Raw genomic sequence first — 16,019 nt, 5'->3', positions numbered from 1 at the left:
TGACTGGATGCCGGCGATCTTATGTGAATACGGGAGCGACGAACCATGCAAGAAACCAAGATGAACACGGTCGAGGCGATGCCCGATCCTAGCCGCCGCAAGTTCCTGAACACCGCCGCCTTCGCAGGCCTGGCGGGTGCAGGCCTGTCGGTCGGCTTGTCCGCCTGCAACAAGGAGTCCGCTCCCGCAGCCGGCGCACCGGCCGCCGCTGGCGCACCTGTCGCCGCAGCCAAGGCCGCCTACAACGATCCGCACCTGAAGCCGGGCGAACTCGACACCTACTACGGCCTGTGGTCGGGCGGCCACACTGGCGACTTCCGCGTGCTCGGCCTGCCTTCCGGGCGCGAACTGCACCGTGTGCCCTGCTTCGTGCCGGACGCACTGGTGGGCTGGGGCCACACCAACGAATCCAAGAAGATCATGGGCACCAAGGCTGACGGCAGCCTGCGCTACACCGTCGGTGACACCCACCACACCCATGCCTCCTACAAGGACGGCAACTACGACGGCCGCTACGCCTGGATCAACGACAAGATCAACAGCCGTATCGCCCGTATCCGCCTCGACTACTTCATCTGCGACAAGATCACCGAGTTGCCCAACGTGCAGGGCTTCCACGGCATCTTCCCGGACAAGCGCGACCCGGTGGACCCGGCGATCAACTACACCACCCGCGTATTCTGCGGCGCCGAGTTCCATGTTCCGCTGCCGAACGACGGCCGCGACGTCGACAGCCCGGAGAAGTACCGGACGCTGTTCTCCTGCGTTGACGCCGAGACCATGGAAGTGCGCTGGCAAGCGCTGATCGACGGCAACTGCGACCTCGTCGCCACGTCCTTCGACGGCAAGCTCGCCGCAACCAACCAGTACAACACTGAAGGCGGCTACCACTACGAAGGCATGATGTCGGCCGAGCGCGACGCCTGCCTGTTCTTCAACATTGCCCGCATCGAGCAAGCGGTGAAAGACGGCAAGTACACCACCTACGGCACGTCCCGCGTGCCGGTGGTCGACGCCACCAAGGCGGCCAACACCGACCCGAAGACCGCGCTGGTGTGCTCCGTCTCCGTGCCGAAGAACCCGCACGGCGTAAATGCCAGCCCGGACGGCAAGTACTTCATCTGCGCCGGCAAGCTGTCGCCGACCGCCACCGTCATCGAACTGTCCAAGGTGCTGGACTGGTTCGACGGCAAGGTGGACGACGAAGACAAGACCATCGTGGCCGAAGTCGAGCTCGGCCTCGGCCCCCTGCACACCGCCTTCGATGGCCGCGGCAACGCCTACACCACGCTGTTCCTGGACAGCCAGATCGTCAAGTGGAACGTGGACGCCGCCATCAAGTTCCACAGCGGTGACAAGAGCGCGCAGTACGTAGTCGACCGCCTGGACGTGCATTACCAGCCCGGCCACATCAACGCGTCGCAGTCCGAAACCATGTTCGCCGACGGCAAGTGGCTGTGCGTGGGCTGCAAGTTCTCCAAGGACCGCTTCCTGCCCGTCGGCCCGCTGCACGCCGAGACCGAGCAGTTTGTCGACATCTCCGGCGAGAAGATGGTGCTGGTGGCGGACCACCCTGTCCGTCCCGAACCGCACGACTTCATCATCTTCAAGCGTGAGCTGCTGCAGCCCAAGCAGGTCTATGACATCAACGAGTTCCCACTCGCAGTCAAGGACCCGAAGGAAGCCGGCGTCTTCCGCGACGGCAACAAGGTGACGGTGAAGATCACCTCGCTGGCACCGGCCTTCGAGCCGCGCGAGTTCAAGCTGCAACTCGGCGACGAGGTCACGATCATCCTGACCAACCTCGACAAGATCGAGGATCTGACGCATGGCTTCGCGATCCCGAAGTACAACGTCAACTTCATCGTCAATCCGCAGGAGACGGCCTCGGTGACCTTCATCGCCGACAAGCCCGGCGTGTTCTGGTGCTACTGCACCCATTTCTGCCACGCCCTGCACCTCGAGATGCGCTCGCGGATGATCGTCGAGGCATAACGCAAAGCACTATCCAGGCTGGAAGACACAAGGGGCGAAAGCCCCTTGTGTCTTTTGATGGAGCGTCATTTCGCCCATCAAAAAATTAGAATTTGATAATGAACAAGGCAGGCGGCGGCGGGCCTCAATAGACTCTCCGCCAGCTTTCAACCGGAGCGCATCATGAACCCGTTCTCCGCCCTGCGCAGCGCCACCATGGGTGCTTTGCTGGCCGTCGCCACCCTGCTCGGCAGCCCGCCGTCATTCGCCCAGACCGCATACGAGGCCCCGCTGCCCGCCCAGATCAACACCGACCCCGACCTCTGCGCGCATGTTGCCTGTACCGAGGTGCTGCCGGCCGCCAGCAGCTTCTCGCACCGCATGGGCAAGCCGACCTACGTCGAGGGCTACCGTGACGACGCGGGCCAACGCAAGCTCGTAGGCTATGTGTTCCTGTCGACCGACATCGTGGATATCCCCGCGTACTCCGGCAAGCCCGTGATCACACTGATCGGCATGGATACTGACGGCATCATTACCGGGACCAAGATCCTGCGCCACAGCGAACCCATCCTGCTGCTGGGCATTCCCGAGAGCGTGCTGACGAAGTTCGTCAACCAGTACCTGGGCAAGTTCGTCGGCGACAAGATCGAGATCGGCAAGGCGCGCAACGAGGAAGGCTACATCGGCCTCGATGCGATCACCGGCGCCACCGTCACGGTGATCGCGCAGAACCAGGTGGTGATGCGCTCGGGCGTGGCGATCGCACGCCAGGTCGGCATCCTGAAGGTCGAACCACGGCCGGCGATCCGCTATTCGGCCATCGACGAGCGTCTGAGCTGGGAGCAACTGCTCAAGGACGGCAGCGTACGCCGCCTGACCGTGAAGTCCGAACAACTGGGCATGCCACGCACCGCTGAGCCTTATGTGGACATGTTCTTTGGCCACCTGAACACGCCCTCGGTCGGCAAGAGCATCCTCGGCGAGAGCGGCTACACCAGCCTGATGTCGCGCCTGAAGGACAACGAACACGCGATCTTCATCATCTCCAACGGCTACGACTCGTTCAAGGGCTCGGGTTTCGTACGCGGCGGCATCTATGACCGCGTGCAAGTAAGCCAGGACATGGACGCCTACACCTTCCGCGACCTCGACTACCTCAACCTTTGGGGTGTGCAGGCGCCCGGCGCCCCGAGCTACAAGGAGTCGGCGATCTTCATCATCCGCGACCCGGGGTTTGCAGCAGCCTACCCGTGGAGCCTGGTCTTCCTCGGCAACAAGCTCGACCGCAACACCGGCCACCGCGACTTCGTCAGCTTCGACAGCGAATACTGGGTGCCTGCGAAGTACATGGAGGGCGGCCGGCCCAAGGTCGTCAAGCCCGATGCCCCCTGGGTGCGCGTATGGAAGATGCGCGCGGTCGAGATCGTACTGTTCTCCATCCTGCTCGTCGGCGTCGCCGCCGTGTATGCGATGCGCGACCGCCTGACCCGCCTGTCCACACGCAAGAACAAGTGGCCGGTCGATGGCTTCAAGTACGCGGCCTGGCTCATCAGCATCTTCTTCGTCGGCTTCTACCTGCTTGCCCAGCCCTCGATCACCCAGGTGCTGACCTGGTTCCACGCCCTGCTCTTCCAGTGGAAGTGGGAGCTGTTCCTGACCGACCCCTTCATCTTCCTGTTCTGGATCTTCATCATCGTCACCGTGTTCGTGTGGGGACGCGGCCTGTTCTGCGGCTGGCTGTGCCCCTTCGGCTCGCTGTCCGAGTTGCTGTACAAGGTGGGCGCCAAGCTCGGCCTCAAGCGCTTCCAGTTCATGCTGCCGATGAAGTGGCACAACCGCCTGAAGTGGGTGAAGTACTTCGTGTTCTTCGGCCTGCTTGCGGTGTCCATGCTGTCGATGGGTCTGGCCGAGAAGCTGGCCGAGGTCGAGCCCTTCAAGACCACCTTCCTCGTCGGCCTGTTCAGCCGCAGCTGGCCCTACACCCTGTTCGCTGCGGGTCTGCTCGGGCTGTCGATCTTCACCGAACGGCCGTTCTGCAAGTACCTGTGCCCGCTCGGCGCAGCGCTCGCCATGCCTTCGACCTTCCGCTGGTTCGGCCTCAAGCGCAAGCAGGAATGCGACTCGTGCAAGGCCTGCGCGGTGGGTTGCGGATCGCTGGCGATCGATGACAAGGGCCGCATCGACCACCGCGAGTGCATGCTCTGCCTCGACTGCATGGTGATGTACACCGACGAGCACGCCTGCCCCCCCCTGGCCCAGGAGCGCAAGCGCCGCACCAAGGCCGGCCTGGCACTCACCCCCATCGGCGCCGACGGCTACTACATTCCGATCAAGCCGGTGGCTGCAGCCACCCCTAAAGCCTGAACCAGGAGGACACGAGAATGGTCGATCCGCGCATCCTGACCGAAGCCGTCCACCCACCCTACGAGGACAAGGGTGCAACCCGCCTGCTGGCCGAGGCCTGGGACCACATCTGGCCGTGGAGCCGCAGCGGCTTCGAGCGCCAACGCGCCGTGCAGGCGGCGGGGCTGGCTATTGCGGTCGCCGCCACGGTGGCCTGGGTACTGGCCGCAATGGGCAACCTGACACCTGGCGCCATCATCGGCTGGTGGTTCGGCTGGAGTGTCTTCGAGGTCGTGGTGCGCATGGGCGCCAAGCCCTACGTGAAGGACGGCCCCTGGTGGGGCCGGCGCTACCGCAAGGCCAGCCCGATGGACATGGTGTGCTACGTCGGCTTCAAGAACCTGCTGGTCGGCGCTGTGCTCTTCATCGGCCTCAAGAGCCTCGGCCTGATCGTGATCTGAGCGCAGCCCGGCAACGGGCTGGTTGAAAAAAGGCGGAGTGCTGCTTCACCCAGATCAAGGCAGCATGCGGCACTTCGTCGCACACTGGCGCCAGCCTCGCCACAGAGCAGACAATGCCCCACCCCCTCTTGCCCTTTCGCTTTGCCGTATTCATCGCCTTCGTCGTCCTGCTCGCCGCCGGGATCCTGCCGGCCCACGCGGCGACCTGGCGGGTGCAGGCCGGCGAATCGATCCAGGCCGCAATCGAGCGTGCGGCGGCCGGCGACACCGTGGAAGTCGAGCGCGCACGCTACGTCGAGAACCTGCGCATCGACAAGGCGCTGACCCTGCGTGGGCTCAACCGGCCGACGATCTCGGGAGGGCTGCGCGGCGACACCATCCGCATCACCGCCAGCGACGTCACGATCGAGGGCCTGATCGTGTCGGACTCGGGCGACAGCCTGCGCGAGCAGAACGCCGGCATCTACATCTTTCCCGGCTCGGACCGCGTGGTGGTGCGCAATTGCGACATCACCTACAGCCTGTTCGGGCTGTGGATCGAAAAGGCCAACGACGTCCTGATCGAGGGCAACCTGATCACCGGCAAGCGCGAGTACGCCTCGCCACAGCGCGGCAACGGCATCCAGCTCTACAACACCCGCCGGGCGCGCATCATCGGCAACAACGTCAGCTTCGTGCGCGATGCGCTCTATGTCGATGTGTCGCATGACGCCGAGTTCCGTGACAACAAGCTGCACCACAGTCGCTACGGCACGCATTACATGAATGCCTACGACAACCTGTGGGAGAACAACGAGACCTGGATGAACCGCGGCGGGCTGGCGCTGATGGAAGTGCGCCGCCTGACGGTGCGCAACAACCGCGCCTGGGCCAACTCGGACCACGGCATCATGCTGCGCACCATCCAGGATTCGGTGATCGAGAACAACGTGGTCGCCGGCAACCAGCGCGGCTTCTTCATCTACGACGCCGAATACAACACCCTGCGCGGCAACACCGTGGTCGACAACGTGGTCGGCATCCACCTGTGGGCGGGCTCCAAGAACAACGTGGTCGAACGCAATGACTTCATCTTCAACCGCGAACAGGTGCGCTACGTCGGCGCGCGCGACATGGTCTGGGGCGAACAGGAAGGCAACCACTGGGGCAACTACCTGGGCTGGGACCGTGACGGCGACGGCATCGGCGACGTGCCCTACGAAGCCAATGACCTCGTCGACCGCCTGACCTGGCGCCATCCGATGATGAAGCTGCTGCTCGGCAGCCCGGCAGTGCAGACCCTGCGCATGGTCGCGCAGCAGTTCCCGCTGCTGCGCGCGCAAAGCGTCGTCGATCCGAATCCGCGGATGGAGCCCAACAACCCTGACTGGAGCCAATGGCGTGGCAGACACTTCCCCCGCGCTCAATGAGGCCGGCAAGGCGATGATCGTCGCCCGCGGCGTGCGCAAGCATTTCGGTGCGATCCACGCGGTCGATGGCGTCGACCTCGACATCCGGGGGGGCGAGCTCTTCGGCCTCATCGGCCACAACGGTGCCGGCAAGAGCACCCTGTTCAAGATGATGCTCGGCCTGATCCCGATCACCGCCGGCGAGATCCGCATCGATGGCGCCCCGGTGGGCGCTGGCGGCGGCAGCTTCCGCGCCGTGCGCCGCAAGGTCGGCTACCTGCCCGAGAACGTCGTCCTCTACGACAACCTGACCGGGCTCGAAACCCTCGATTTCTTTGCCCGCCTCAAAGGGGTGTCGCCCGCCGACAACATGCGCGTACTGGAGCGCGTGGGCCTGGTTCACGCCGCCCGCCGACGCGTGCGCGAATACTCCAAGGGCATGCGCCAGCGCCTGGGCTTTGCCCAGGCCTTGCTCGGGCGGCCGCGCATCCTGTTCCTCGACGAACCGACCAACGGCCTCGACCCCGAGGCGATCCGCGGCTTCTATGCCATCCTGCGCCAACTGCGCAGCGAGGGCGTGACCACCGTCATCACCTCGCACATCCTGGCCGAGATCCAGGAGCGCGTGGACCGGCTGGCCATCATGGCTGCAGGCAAGGTACAGGCCGTCGGCACCGTGGCCGGACTGCGCGAAAGGATGGACCTGCCGCTGTGGTTCGACGTGCGCGTTGCGCCAGCCGATTTCGAAGCGGTGCGCGCGGTGCTCGGCCATCTGCCCGTCGGTGCCGTCGAGGCGCACGACGACCACGTGGCAGTGCAGTGCGCACGCGAATCGAAAATGGCCGTCATCGCCGCGCTGGCCTCGCTCGACGGCAAGGTGCTCGACCTGAGCGTACGCGAACCTTCGCTCGAAGACGTGTTCTTCGGCTTTTCGGACTGAGAGGCAGGCCATGGAGTTCTCGCAGATCACCACCATCGCCGGCAAGGAATTCTGGGACCGCATCCGCAACCGCTGGGTGCTTGCGGTGGCCCTGGTATTCACCGTGTTCGCGCTGTCGATCGCCTATTTCGGCTCGGCCCAGCAAGGCGCGGTCGGGTTCCGCTCGATCGAGGTCACCATTGCCAGCCTGGTCAGCCTGGTCATCTACCTCATCCCCTTGATCGCGCTCCTGCTCGGCTTCGACGCCATCGTCGGCGAACGCGAGCGCGGCTCGCTCGATCTCCTGCTGTCGATGCCGATCACCCGCTTCGAGCTACTGCTGGGCAAGTACCTCGGCCTGGCCGGCGCGCTCACCTTCTCGACCATCGCCGGCTTCGGTCTGGTAGGGATCGTGCTGTCGGCCCAGCTCGACCTCAACGCACTGTTCCATTACTTCGGCTTCATGCTCAGCTCGGTCCTGCTGGGCTGCGCCTTCCTGAGCCTGGCCGTGATGCTGTCGGTGTTCGCCAGCGACCGTACCCGCGCCTCAGGCCTCGCGATCGCGCTGTGGTTCTTCTTCGTGCTGATCTTCGACCTGCTGGTGCTGGGCGTGCTGGTGGTGACAGGCGGCCAGTGGGGCGGCGAGGCGCTGCCCTACGTGATGCTGCTCAACCCGGCCGACGTGTTCCGCATCCTCAACATCTTCACGCTGGAAGATGTGCGTACGCTCTACGGCCTGGCCACGGTCTTCCCGGCCACCCTCGCCCAGCCCTGGCTGCTGGGCCTGGTGATGGCGGGCTGGATCGCGGCACCGCTGGCCATTGCCGCCTGGCGCTTCCGGCGCTGAGGCCCTGCAATACGTTCTGACTGAATGGAGCAATCTTCATGTGCACACATCACGCCTGCCAGAGCCGCCGCCGCTTCCTGATGGCCGCTGCCGGCGCTGGCCTGCTGGCTGCCTGCGGCAGCGGCAGCGAAGGCGGTACCGGCAACCTGGTGCCGCTCGAGATCGATCTCAACTCGAGCTGCGCACTCGACGGCATGCTGCTCGCCGACTATCCCGGCCCGAAGGTGCAGATGCACTACGCAGGGCGCGCCGAGCCCGACTGGTTCTGCGACACCATCGAGATGTTCAGCATCTACCTCAACCCAGAGCAGGCACGCGTCGTCCGCGCCATCTTCGTGCAGGACATGGGCAAGGCCGACTGGGACAGCCCGAAGGGCCATTGGATAGACGCCAAGACGGCGTTCTACGTCTTCGGTTCCAGGCGACTGGGCAGCATGGGCCCCACGGCAGCCTCCTTCTCGATCGAGGCCGAAGCCAAGGCTTTCGCCGACGAACATGGCGGCCGCGTGCTGCGTTTCAACGACGTCACCCCGGACATGGTCGTCCTGGACGGTGGCGCCCTTCATGATCAGCGAATGTAAATAGGCAATAGAACATGGATCCGGTCTACAGCGCCCTCCCTCCCGATGATGCCGCGCATGTGCAGCGGCTCAGCCGGCTGATGTACGAAAGCCGGGAAAACTGCCGCGATGTCCTCAATGCCCTTGGCGCCGGCTCGGCGGACGAACTCCTCGCCCGTATCGCGCACGCCGAACTGCCCGAACACCCGGCCTACGAGCACTACCTTGCCGCACGCATCCTCGCCGACACGCACGAGATCGCACGCAGCGAAGTCGCACGCATCCTGAAGGAGGCCAACGCACAATGAGCCTGCATCCGCACCTTGCCTCGGTGCTCGCCACCGAGCGCGCCGACTGTTTCGCCGCGCAGCCCCGCCTCACCCAGGACGCCATGCTGCTCGAGCTGGCGAACGGCGTCGAGATCACCGTCCGCTACGCCGCCCAGGACGCCTACTCCGTGCGCTGGCGCTGCCCGGACGGCAAGGAGCTTGGCATCGATACCGCGCCGACCCATCCCGGCCTGGCCACTACACCCAACCACCTGCATCTGGCCGAGGGCCTGGTGGTCGCCGACCCGCTCACCCGCATCGGGGACACGGCCGAGGACAACCTGCTGCGCATCATCGATGCCCTGATGCAGGACCCGCTCCTCGCCAGCGAACGCGCATGACGACGCTGAACGGTCGCCGCCGCACCCTGCTGGCCGGCGGCGCCTTGCTTGCCGCGGGGCTAGCGGGCGCCCTGTTCTGGCGCCACGGCACGCGCGCAGGCACCGACTTCGAACCGCCCTTCGAGGACATCTGCATCGTTCCGCCGACGCGGGTGTCGACGCCACACCCATACGACCCGGCCTCAGGCCTGGCCATGCACGAGGCTCGCCCTGTCCCGGCTGAGGCACGTTGCCCGGTGTGCGGCATGTATCCCGCGCGCTTCCCGCGCTGGGCTGCACAGATCATCTTCACCGACGGCTCGGCCCACTTCTTCGACTCGCCGGTCGATCTGTTCATGTTTCTGGCCGAGCCCGGCCGCTTCGACGCCAGCCACAGCGCGGAGGACGCCGCCGCCCTGTATGTCGCCAACTTCGAGGACGGCAGCTGGCTCGACGCGCGGACGGCGGTGTTCGTGATCGAGGCCCGCGTACGAGGCCCCATGCGCGGCCCGGACCTCCCCGCTTTCGCAAGCACGGCGGCCGCCCAGGCCTTCATCGCCGCACAGGGCGGTCGCGCGCTGCACTTCACGGACATCGACCCTGCCGTCGTCGGCAGCCTGCGCGACGCTAACCACGGTCACCACACGCACTGATCCCCGGCACGGTCCTGCATTCAGTCCAGTAATTCGCCGCTGTCGGGGAAGGCACGTATGACCCGGTTCTTGCCCTGGCGCTTGGCCTCGTAGGCGCCACGATCGGCCCGCGCGACGAAATCGCGTGAACTCTCGCCTGGAACGAAACGCGTAACACCAATGCTGGCGGTGCAATGCACCAGAGCGGGCGCTCCTTCCGGGAGGAAGCTGCTTTCACGAAACAATGCCCGGACCCGCTCTGCGGCAGCGAGCGCCTCTCTCACCCGAGTTTCCGGCAGCAGCACGACGAACTCCTCGCCACCATAACGGAAGGCCTGGTCCGTCCGGCGCAGACAGGCGGTAACGCACTGGGCAAGGCGGATCAAGACCTGGTCGCCCTCGACATGCCCCCAGGTGTCGTTGAAAAGCTTGAAATCGTCCACGTCCATCATCATCAGCGACAGCGGATGACGATAACGCTCGGCCCGATCCATTTCCTCGGTCAGTCGCTGCACGAAATGGCGCGCGTTGAAAAGCCCCGTCATGCCATCGGTGATCGACAACAGCCGGAAGCGCTCTTCGCTGCGACGCAGCTCCGCCTCGGCCCGCTTCTGCTCGGTGATGTCCTGCAAGGTCTCTACGGCACCGATGATCTCGCCACGCGCATTGCGCAAGGGCGCAGCCGTGAAGTAAAGCCAGCGCCCGCCATCTCCGAAAGCAGCGAAGAAGTCCTCGGCCTCGTAGGCGCCAGGCAGGGTCGCCGACGGGCGGTACCCCTTGCCCGCATAGTAGCGGTCGATCTCGCTCCCGACCGTGCCATCGACGACAAGATCGGCCAGGCAGGGACGTGCTTCGGTGTAGAAGGCCTTCCAGTGCTCGCCGGTGCCGACGATCTCATTGGCTGGGATACCCGTCAGCTGCGCACAGGCTCGGTTCCAATGCGTCACCTGGTGACTGCCGTCGATGACGAATGTGGGCACCGAGGAGCCATCGACGATCTGCTCCAGGCGCCGGCCCTCGTCGACATACGGCTGCCTGTCACGCGGCCGGGCCCGGACGCGTGCAGCGGACACCACCTCGACCAGACGCCCGCTCCAGTCGCCGCGTTCGTCGCGGACGACGATGTCAACCGCCCCCGCCTTCATCAACGCGATCGCGGTCTCAACCCCGTCGCAGGGACCGATGACGACCACCGGAACAGCGGAATCCTCGGCCACGCGTCGGCATGTCTTCAGCAGTGCCGCGTCGTCATCGCCGACCAGCAACAGCAGGTCGAACCCGGACATGTTGCCGCGCGGCCCGCTGCCATCAAACGCCGGGCGGCACGCCTCAACCTCAGCACAGCCGGCCAGACGCGCAGCGATCGTCGCCGATGCAACGCAGTCGTCGGACACCAGATCAATGAGAAGGATACGCATGGCGCTTTCGCTCTGCCTGGACGCCGATGCACGATATTGCCTCATCGTCAGCGGGCCGACAACGCGCGCGAACGGAGCGGAAGTGCGCTCATGCCATGCGCAAGAAGCAAGAATGGACCCCAGTGGGGTCCATTCTTGCTTCTTGCAGGGCGCGCGCGCGCCCATGCAGCCTGATCGCGCCTGCTTACTTGGACAGCGCGACCATGTAGTCCACGGCGGCCTTGACCTCGTCGTCGGTCAGCGATGCACCACCGCCACGGGCCGGCATCATGCCCTTGGAACCGGTGTAGCCCTCGATGGCGTGCTTGTAGAGGGTCTCGTCGCCCTGGGCGATGCGCGGCTCCCAGTCTGCCTTGTCGCCCGGCTTGGGGGCGCCCGCGACACCCGCTGCATGGCACAGTGCGCAGGTCTTCTTGTACACGCTCTCGCCGGCTGCATTCACGGGTGCGGCAGGCGCCGCCGGAGCGGCGGGTGCGGGAGCGGCGGCAACCGGGGCGGGGGCCGCCGCCGGGGCACCGGAGTCGGAACCGCCACAGGCGGCAAGCACCACCGAGGCGAGCGCGGCAAGGATGAAGGGCTTCTTGATCATGGGGTCTCTCCGATTCGTCATGTTGGGTCACGCGAGTACAGCCTGCGAGTCGTTCGCACACTAACGGCATTCCCGTCATATTGGCTTGATGGCCATCAAATTGGGGCGAGGCCTGCTGGCGCTGCGGCAGATCGACGCAGTGCTATGATCCGCCGCCAAGCGCCTCCTGGATGCACCAGCAACCGGGCGGGCAGCGCTTAGACAAACCCACACCAAGCGCATGAATTGCACCTCCCGGACCTGTATTGGCCGATTTGCCCCCTCTCCAACCGGTGCCCTGCATTTCGGCTCACTGGTGGCCGCAGTCGGCAGCATGCTGGACGCGCGCGCGCGCGGCGGACGCTGGCTGCTGCGCATCGAGGACGTGGACACGCCACGTGCCGTGCCGGGCGCGGCCGATCGCATCATCACCACGCTGGCGCGCTTCGGCTTCGAATGGGACGGCGACATCGTCTGGCAATCCCGGCGTGGAGAGGCCTACCGCCATGCATTTGATACCTTGGTCGCCGCGGGCATGGCCTATCCCTGCGCCTGTACCCGTCGCGAGCTAGCCAATGCACCGCTTGCCCGCGACGGTTCGCGCCGCTATCCAGGCACGTGCCGCGACGGCCTGGGAGCGGGTCGCAGCGCACGCGCCTGGCGGGTACGGGCCGAGGGCGTGATCCGCTTCAACGACCTGGTCCAGGGACCGCAATCGCTCGAGCTCGCGAGTGACGCCGGCGATTACGTCGTGCTGCGTGCGGACGGCCTGTTTGCATATCAGCTCGCCGTGGTCGTAGACGACATTGCGGCGGGCGTCACCCACGTGGTACGCGGCGCAGACCTGTTGGACTCGACCGCACGCCAGATCCACCTGCAGGGACTGCTCGGGGCTCCGCCACCAACTTACGCACACCTGCCGCTTGCGACCAACGCCGCGGGAGAGAAACTCTCGAAACAGACACTGGCGCGTGCGATCGACGACGCCCCCCCCTCCGCGGCGCTGCTCGCTGCACTGCGCTTCCTCGGCCAGGCGCCGCCACCGACACTGGCGTCCGCGCCCCTCGCGCAGATCTGGGCGTGGGCGCTCGCCCACTGGTCGATCGACGCCGTGCCTCGCTGCCGGCAGGCCGTGGCAACGGCCTTCTTCTGAGCCTCCGGCCAAGCGCAGGAATCAACGCGGAAGGACTCCCGGACGACGCTCGTGCGCCACACTCAGTGCACCCGGCCCAGCCCCGCCAGACCAATCGCAAGACGCACGCACTGGTAGGCCAGCCAGCTCAGACCACGGCGCAGCAAGGGCAGGCGGCGCCAGTCGCTTGCCCTAAGCTCCTGCGCGCCCTCGGCCATCGCAGCCTCCAGGCTGCCGCGCAACTGGCGTGCAAAGCCGACATCATCCACCACCACGTTGGCCTCACGCGCGAGCAACAGGCTGAAGGCGTCGATGTTGCTGGAGCCCACGGTTGCCCAGTGGTCGTCGATCACCGCCACCTTGGCATGCAGGTGACTGCGGTGGTACTCGAACAGGCGCATCCCGCAGGCCAGAAAGTAAGGGTAGAGCGCACGCGTGGCGTAAGCCTGCATCGGATGGTCGGCCAGCCCCTGCAGCAGCAGGGTGATGCGCACGCCGCGCGCAGCGGCTTCGGCGAGCGCGTGGCGAAAACGGCGGCCCGGAAAGAAGTAGGCGTTGGCGATCACGATGTCCCGCCGCGCGCGCGCGATCGCCTCGAGATAGGCCTCCTCGATCGCACGCCGATGGCGCAGGTTATCGCGCAGCACGAAGGCAGCGCGGATCTCGCCCGCTGGCTCTGTGCGGGCCTCGGCACGCAAGGGGTGGTGCTCGCGACGCTGGAAGCTGGCCCAGGCCACAAGCCGCCACAAGCGATGCGCCGAGGCGAGAATGGGCTCGAGCAGCGGCCCCTCCACCTTCACGGCGTAGTCGTAACGCGGATGCTGTACACCATGCGGCTCGTAGTCATCGATGATGTTGATGCCACCGACGAAGGCTTCGCAGCCATCAATGACGACAAGCTTGCGGTGCAGGCGGCGCAGACGGTGGCGCTGCAGCGAGAAGCGACGCAACTCACGGCGGTAGATCAGCACCTGCACTCCGGCATCGCGCAATCGCGACTCCAGCCCGGCGACGAAGCTGCGCCCGCCAAATCCGTCCACCATCACGCGCACCGCCACGCCACGCGCCGCTGCCCGCGCCAGCGCATCGGCAATGCGCCGCCCGCTGCGGTCGTCCTCGAAGATATAGCTCTGCACGAAGATCTCGAGCTCCGCACGCTCGATCGCAGCCTCGAGGGCGGGGAAGTACTGTTGCCCGCTCTCCAGCAGCGCCACCGCGTTGCCGGCCAGGAACTGCATCAGCGCTCGGGCTCCAGGTCGGCGGTGAGCGCGGCATGGTCGGAGATCTGCGCCCAGGGCGCACCGTAGTGCACCTGCGCCTGGCGCACGCGGAAGCCACGCACATAGATGCGGTCGAGACGGAAGAAGGGCAGCGCACTGGGAAAGCTGCGCGCCGGCCGCCCCCGCCCCGCACCGAAGGCCTCGGTAAGGCCGAGCCTGGAGCCGAGCAGGTCGTCGGCATGATTGCGCCAGTCGTTGAAGTCACCGGCGATGATGAGCGGGGTGTCGCCCGGTGCGAGCTGTTCCATGCGCTCGGCCAACGCCGCCATCTGTCGCCGCCGGCTGCCGGCCATCAGGCCCAGGTGCACGCACACGCAGTGCACCGGCGTGTCGAACTGCGGCATCTCGACCTCGCAGTGCAGCAGGCCGCGGCGCTCGAAGCGGTGATCCGATACATCCTGGTTCGCCGTGCTGAGGATGAGGTGGCGGCTGAGGATGGCGTTGCCGTGGTGGCCGTGGTCGTAGACCGCATTGCCGCCATAGGCGGTCTGGTGCCAGGCATCCTCGGCGAGGAACTCGTGCTGGGGCTGCAGCGGCCAGTCGGGATGGCGTGCCGGGTGGCCGAGGTGCAGGCCCTGCACCTCCTGCAGGAAGACGAGGTCCACGTCCAGGCTACGCAGGCGCTCCCGCAGTTCATGCACCACCATGCGGCGGTTGAACTGCGAGAAGCCCTTGTGGATGTTGTAGGTGCAGATCCTGAGCGTCATCGCCGCCGCACCCCGTCGGCCTCGATCAGGACACGGCGAGCATGCGGTCGAGCGCAATGCGCGCCAACTCCGCCTCGTGCTCGGGCACCTTGATCTGGTTCACCACCTTGCCCTCGGCAAGGTTCTCCAGCGTCCACGCAAGATGCTGTGGGTCGATGCGCTGCATCGTCGAGCACATGCACACCGTGGGTGCCATGAACTGCACCACCTTGCCCTGCGGCTTCATCTCCTCGGCCAGCCGGCTCACCAGGTTGAGCTCGGTGCCCACCAGCCAGTGGGTATTGGGTGGCGCCTGGGTGATGGTATTGAGGATGAACTCCGTGGAACCGACGTAATCGGACTTCTGGCACACCTCGAGCATGCTCTCCGGGTGGGAGATGACGAAGCCGTCGGGGTGCTTTTCGCGCCAGCGGTCGATATGCACAGGCTGGAACATCTGGTGCACCGAGCAGTGGCCCTTCCACAGCAGGACCTTCGCCTTGCGGATCTGCTCGGGCGTGAGGCCGCCATACTCGAGGTCGGGATCCCACACCACCATCTCGTCGAGCGGAATGCCCTTCTTGAAACCGGTCCAGCGCCCGAGGTGCTGATCGGGGAAGAACAGCACCTTCTCGCGCTTGGAGAAGGCCCAGTCGAGAATGGTCGGCGCGTTGGTCGAGGTGCACACGATACCGCCGTGCTCACCGCAGAAGGCCTTGAGATCGGCTGCCGAGTTGATGTAGGTGACCGGCGTGATCAGCGCGTCGGGCGTATCGAGCACCTCGGCGAGTTCACGCCAGCAGCGCTCGACCTTGGCCAGGCTCGCCATGTCGGCCATCGAACAGCCGGCCGCGAGGTCGGGCAGGATGGCAACCTGGCTGGGCTTGGACAGAATGTCGGCCACCTCGGCCATGAAGTGCACACCACAGAAGACGATGAACTCGGCGTCGGTCTGCGAGGCCAGGCGGGCGAGCTTGAGCGAGTCGCCGGTGAGGTCGGCGTGCTGGTAGACGTCAGCGCGCTGGTAGTGGTGGCAGAGCAGCACCGCCCGCTCGCCAAGCCGGGCGCGGGCGGCGCGGATGCGCGCCTGCGCCTCGTCGTCGGCGAGCACGTTGAAGCGGTCGAAGCTGATGGTTGCAACTTGCATGATGCGGGTCCG

Annotated in this window: 16 protein-coding genes; 11 read left to right on the top strand and 5 right to left on the bottom strand. The window is 65.8% G+C overall.

The features are described from left to right. Window positions 1-45: 45 nt before the first annotated feature. From nosZ to B447_RS07730, 10 genes are all read left to right on the top strand, one after another. Entirely contained in the window at window positions 46-1,995 is a 1,950-nt protein-coding gene (gene nosZ / locus B447_RS07775; protein ID WP_002938410.1) for a TAT-dependent nitrous-oxide reductase, read from the top strand. Window positions 1,996-2,157: 162 nt separating this feature from the next. After that, the gene (locus tag B447_RS07770; protein ID WP_002938409.1) at window positions 2,158-4,341 is read left to right on the top strand and encodes a NosR/NirI family protein; all 2,184 of its coding nucleotides are present in this window, start codon (window positions 2,158-2,160) and stop codon (window positions 4,339-4,341) included. Between the two features lie 17 nt (window positions 4,342-4,358). Beyond that, complete coding sequence (locus B447_RS07765; protein ID WP_002931094.1) at window positions 4,359-4,781, top strand: hypothetical protein; 423 nt, start codon at window positions 4,359-4,361, stop codon at window positions 4,779-4,781. A gap of 113 nt (window positions 4,782-4,894) precedes the next feature. Then, entirely contained in the window at window positions 4,895-6,190 is a 1,296-nt protein-coding gene (locus tag B447_RS07760; RefSeq protein ID WP_002938402.1) for a nitrous oxide reductase family maturation protein NosD, read from the top strand. Beyond that, window positions 6,162-7,109, top strand: coding sequence for an ABC transporter ATP-binding protein (locus B447_RS07755; RefSeq protein ID WP_002931098.1), 948 nt, complete (start codon window positions 6,162-6,164; stop codon window positions 7,107-7,109). Before B447_RS07760 ends, B447_RS07755 begins: the two co-directional genes overlap by 29 nt. Before the next feature lie 10 nt (window positions 7,110-7,119). Next, a complete protein-coding gene (locus tag B447_RS07750; RefSeq protein WP_002931099.1) occupies window positions 7,120-7,935 on the top strand; it encodes an ABC transporter permease in 816 nt (271 codons plus the stop codon). Between the two features lie 38 nt (window positions 7,936-7,973). Continuing rightward, entirely contained in the window at window positions 7,974-8,516 is a 543-nt protein-coding gene (locus tag B447_RS07745; protein ID WP_002931100.1) for a nitrous oxide reductase accessory protein NosL, read from the top strand. Window positions 8,517-8,530: 14 nt separating this feature from the next. Next, window positions 8,531-8,803 carry a hypothetical protein gene (locus B447_RS07740; RefSeq protein WP_002931103.1) on the top strand — a complete coding sequence of 91 codons (273 nt, stop codon included), beginning with the start codon at window positions 8,531-8,533 and terminating at the stop codon, window positions 8,801-8,803. Next, window positions 8,800-9,165, top strand: coding sequence for a hypothetical protein (locus B447_RS07735; RefSeq protein ID WP_002938391.1), 366 nt, complete (start codon window positions 8,800-8,802; stop codon window positions 9,163-9,165). The genes B447_RS07740 and B447_RS07735 overlap by 4 nt, the downstream gene beginning before the upstream one ends. Continuing rightward, window positions 9,162-9,797, top strand: a complete 636-nt coding sequence (locus B447_RS07730; RefSeq protein WP_002938388.1) for a nitrous oxide reductase accessory protein NosL — start codon at window positions 9,162-9,164, stop codon at window positions 9,795-9,797. The genes B447_RS07735 and B447_RS07730 overlap by 4 nt, the downstream gene beginning before the upstream one ends. A 20-nt stretch (window positions 9,798-9,817) precedes the next feature. On the opposite strand, the gene B447_RS07725 is transcribed toward B447_RS07730, so the two are convergent. Beyond that, window positions 9,818-11,359 carry a sensor domain-containing diguanylate cyclase gene (locus tag B447_RS07725; RefSeq protein WP_232431580.1) on the bottom strand — a complete coding sequence of 514 codons (1,542 nt, stop codon included), beginning with the start codon at window positions 11,357-11,359 and terminating at the stop codon, window positions 9,818-9,820. Between the two features lie 19 nt (window positions 11,360-11,378). Continuing rightward, the gene (locus B447_RS07720) at window positions 11,379-11,783 is read right to left on the bottom strand and encodes a c-type cytochrome (RefSeq protein ID WP_002931108.1); all 405 of its coding nucleotides are present in this window, start codon (window positions 11,781-11,783) and stop codon (window positions 11,379-11,381) included. A 220-nt stretch (window positions 11,784-12,003) separates the two neighbouring features. On the opposite strand from B447_RS07720, the gene gluQRS reads away from it, so the two are divergent. Further along, entirely contained in the window at window positions 12,004-12,915 is a 912-nt protein-coding gene (gluQRS, locus tag B447_RS07715) for a tRNA glutamyl-Q(34) synthetase GluQRS (RefSeq protein WP_083491428.1), read from the top strand. A gap of 62 nt (window positions 12,916-12,977) precedes the next feature. On the opposite strand, the gene clsB is transcribed toward gluQRS, so the two are convergent. From clsB to nadA, 3 genes are read right to left on the bottom strand one after another with little or no spacing between them, the layout of a single operon-like run. Beyond that, on the bottom strand, window positions 12,978-14,132 hold the full coding sequence (gene clsB, locus B447_RS07710) for a cardiolipin synthase ClsB (RefSeq protein WP_002931110.1): 1,155 nt from the start codon (window positions 14,130-14,132) through the stop codon (window positions 12,978-12,980). Beyond that, window positions 14,132-14,881 (bottom strand): endonuclease/exonuclease/phosphatase family protein, encoded by a 750-nt coding sequence (locus B447_RS07705; protein ID WP_002938380.1) that lies wholly within the window; start codon window positions 14,879-14,881, stop codon window positions 14,132-14,134. Before B447_RS07705 ends, clsB begins: the two co-directional genes overlap by 1 nt. Before the next feature lie 25 nt (window positions 14,882-14,906). Continuing rightward, the gene (gene nadA / locus B447_RS07700; RefSeq protein WP_002931115.1) at window positions 14,907-16,007 is read right to left on the bottom strand and encodes a quinolinate synthase NadA; all 1,101 of its coding nucleotides are present in this window, start codon (window positions 16,005-16,007) and stop codon (window positions 14,907-14,909) included. Window positions 16,008-16,019 lie beyond the last annotated feature (12 nt).

It is taken from the genome of Thauera sp. 27 (assembly GCF_000310125.2).
GTDB lineage: Bacteria > Pseudomonadota > Gammaproteobacteria > Burkholderiales > Rhodocyclaceae > Thauera > Thauera mechernichensis.
This window is presented reverse-complemented; position numbering and strand designations above follow the sequence as displayed.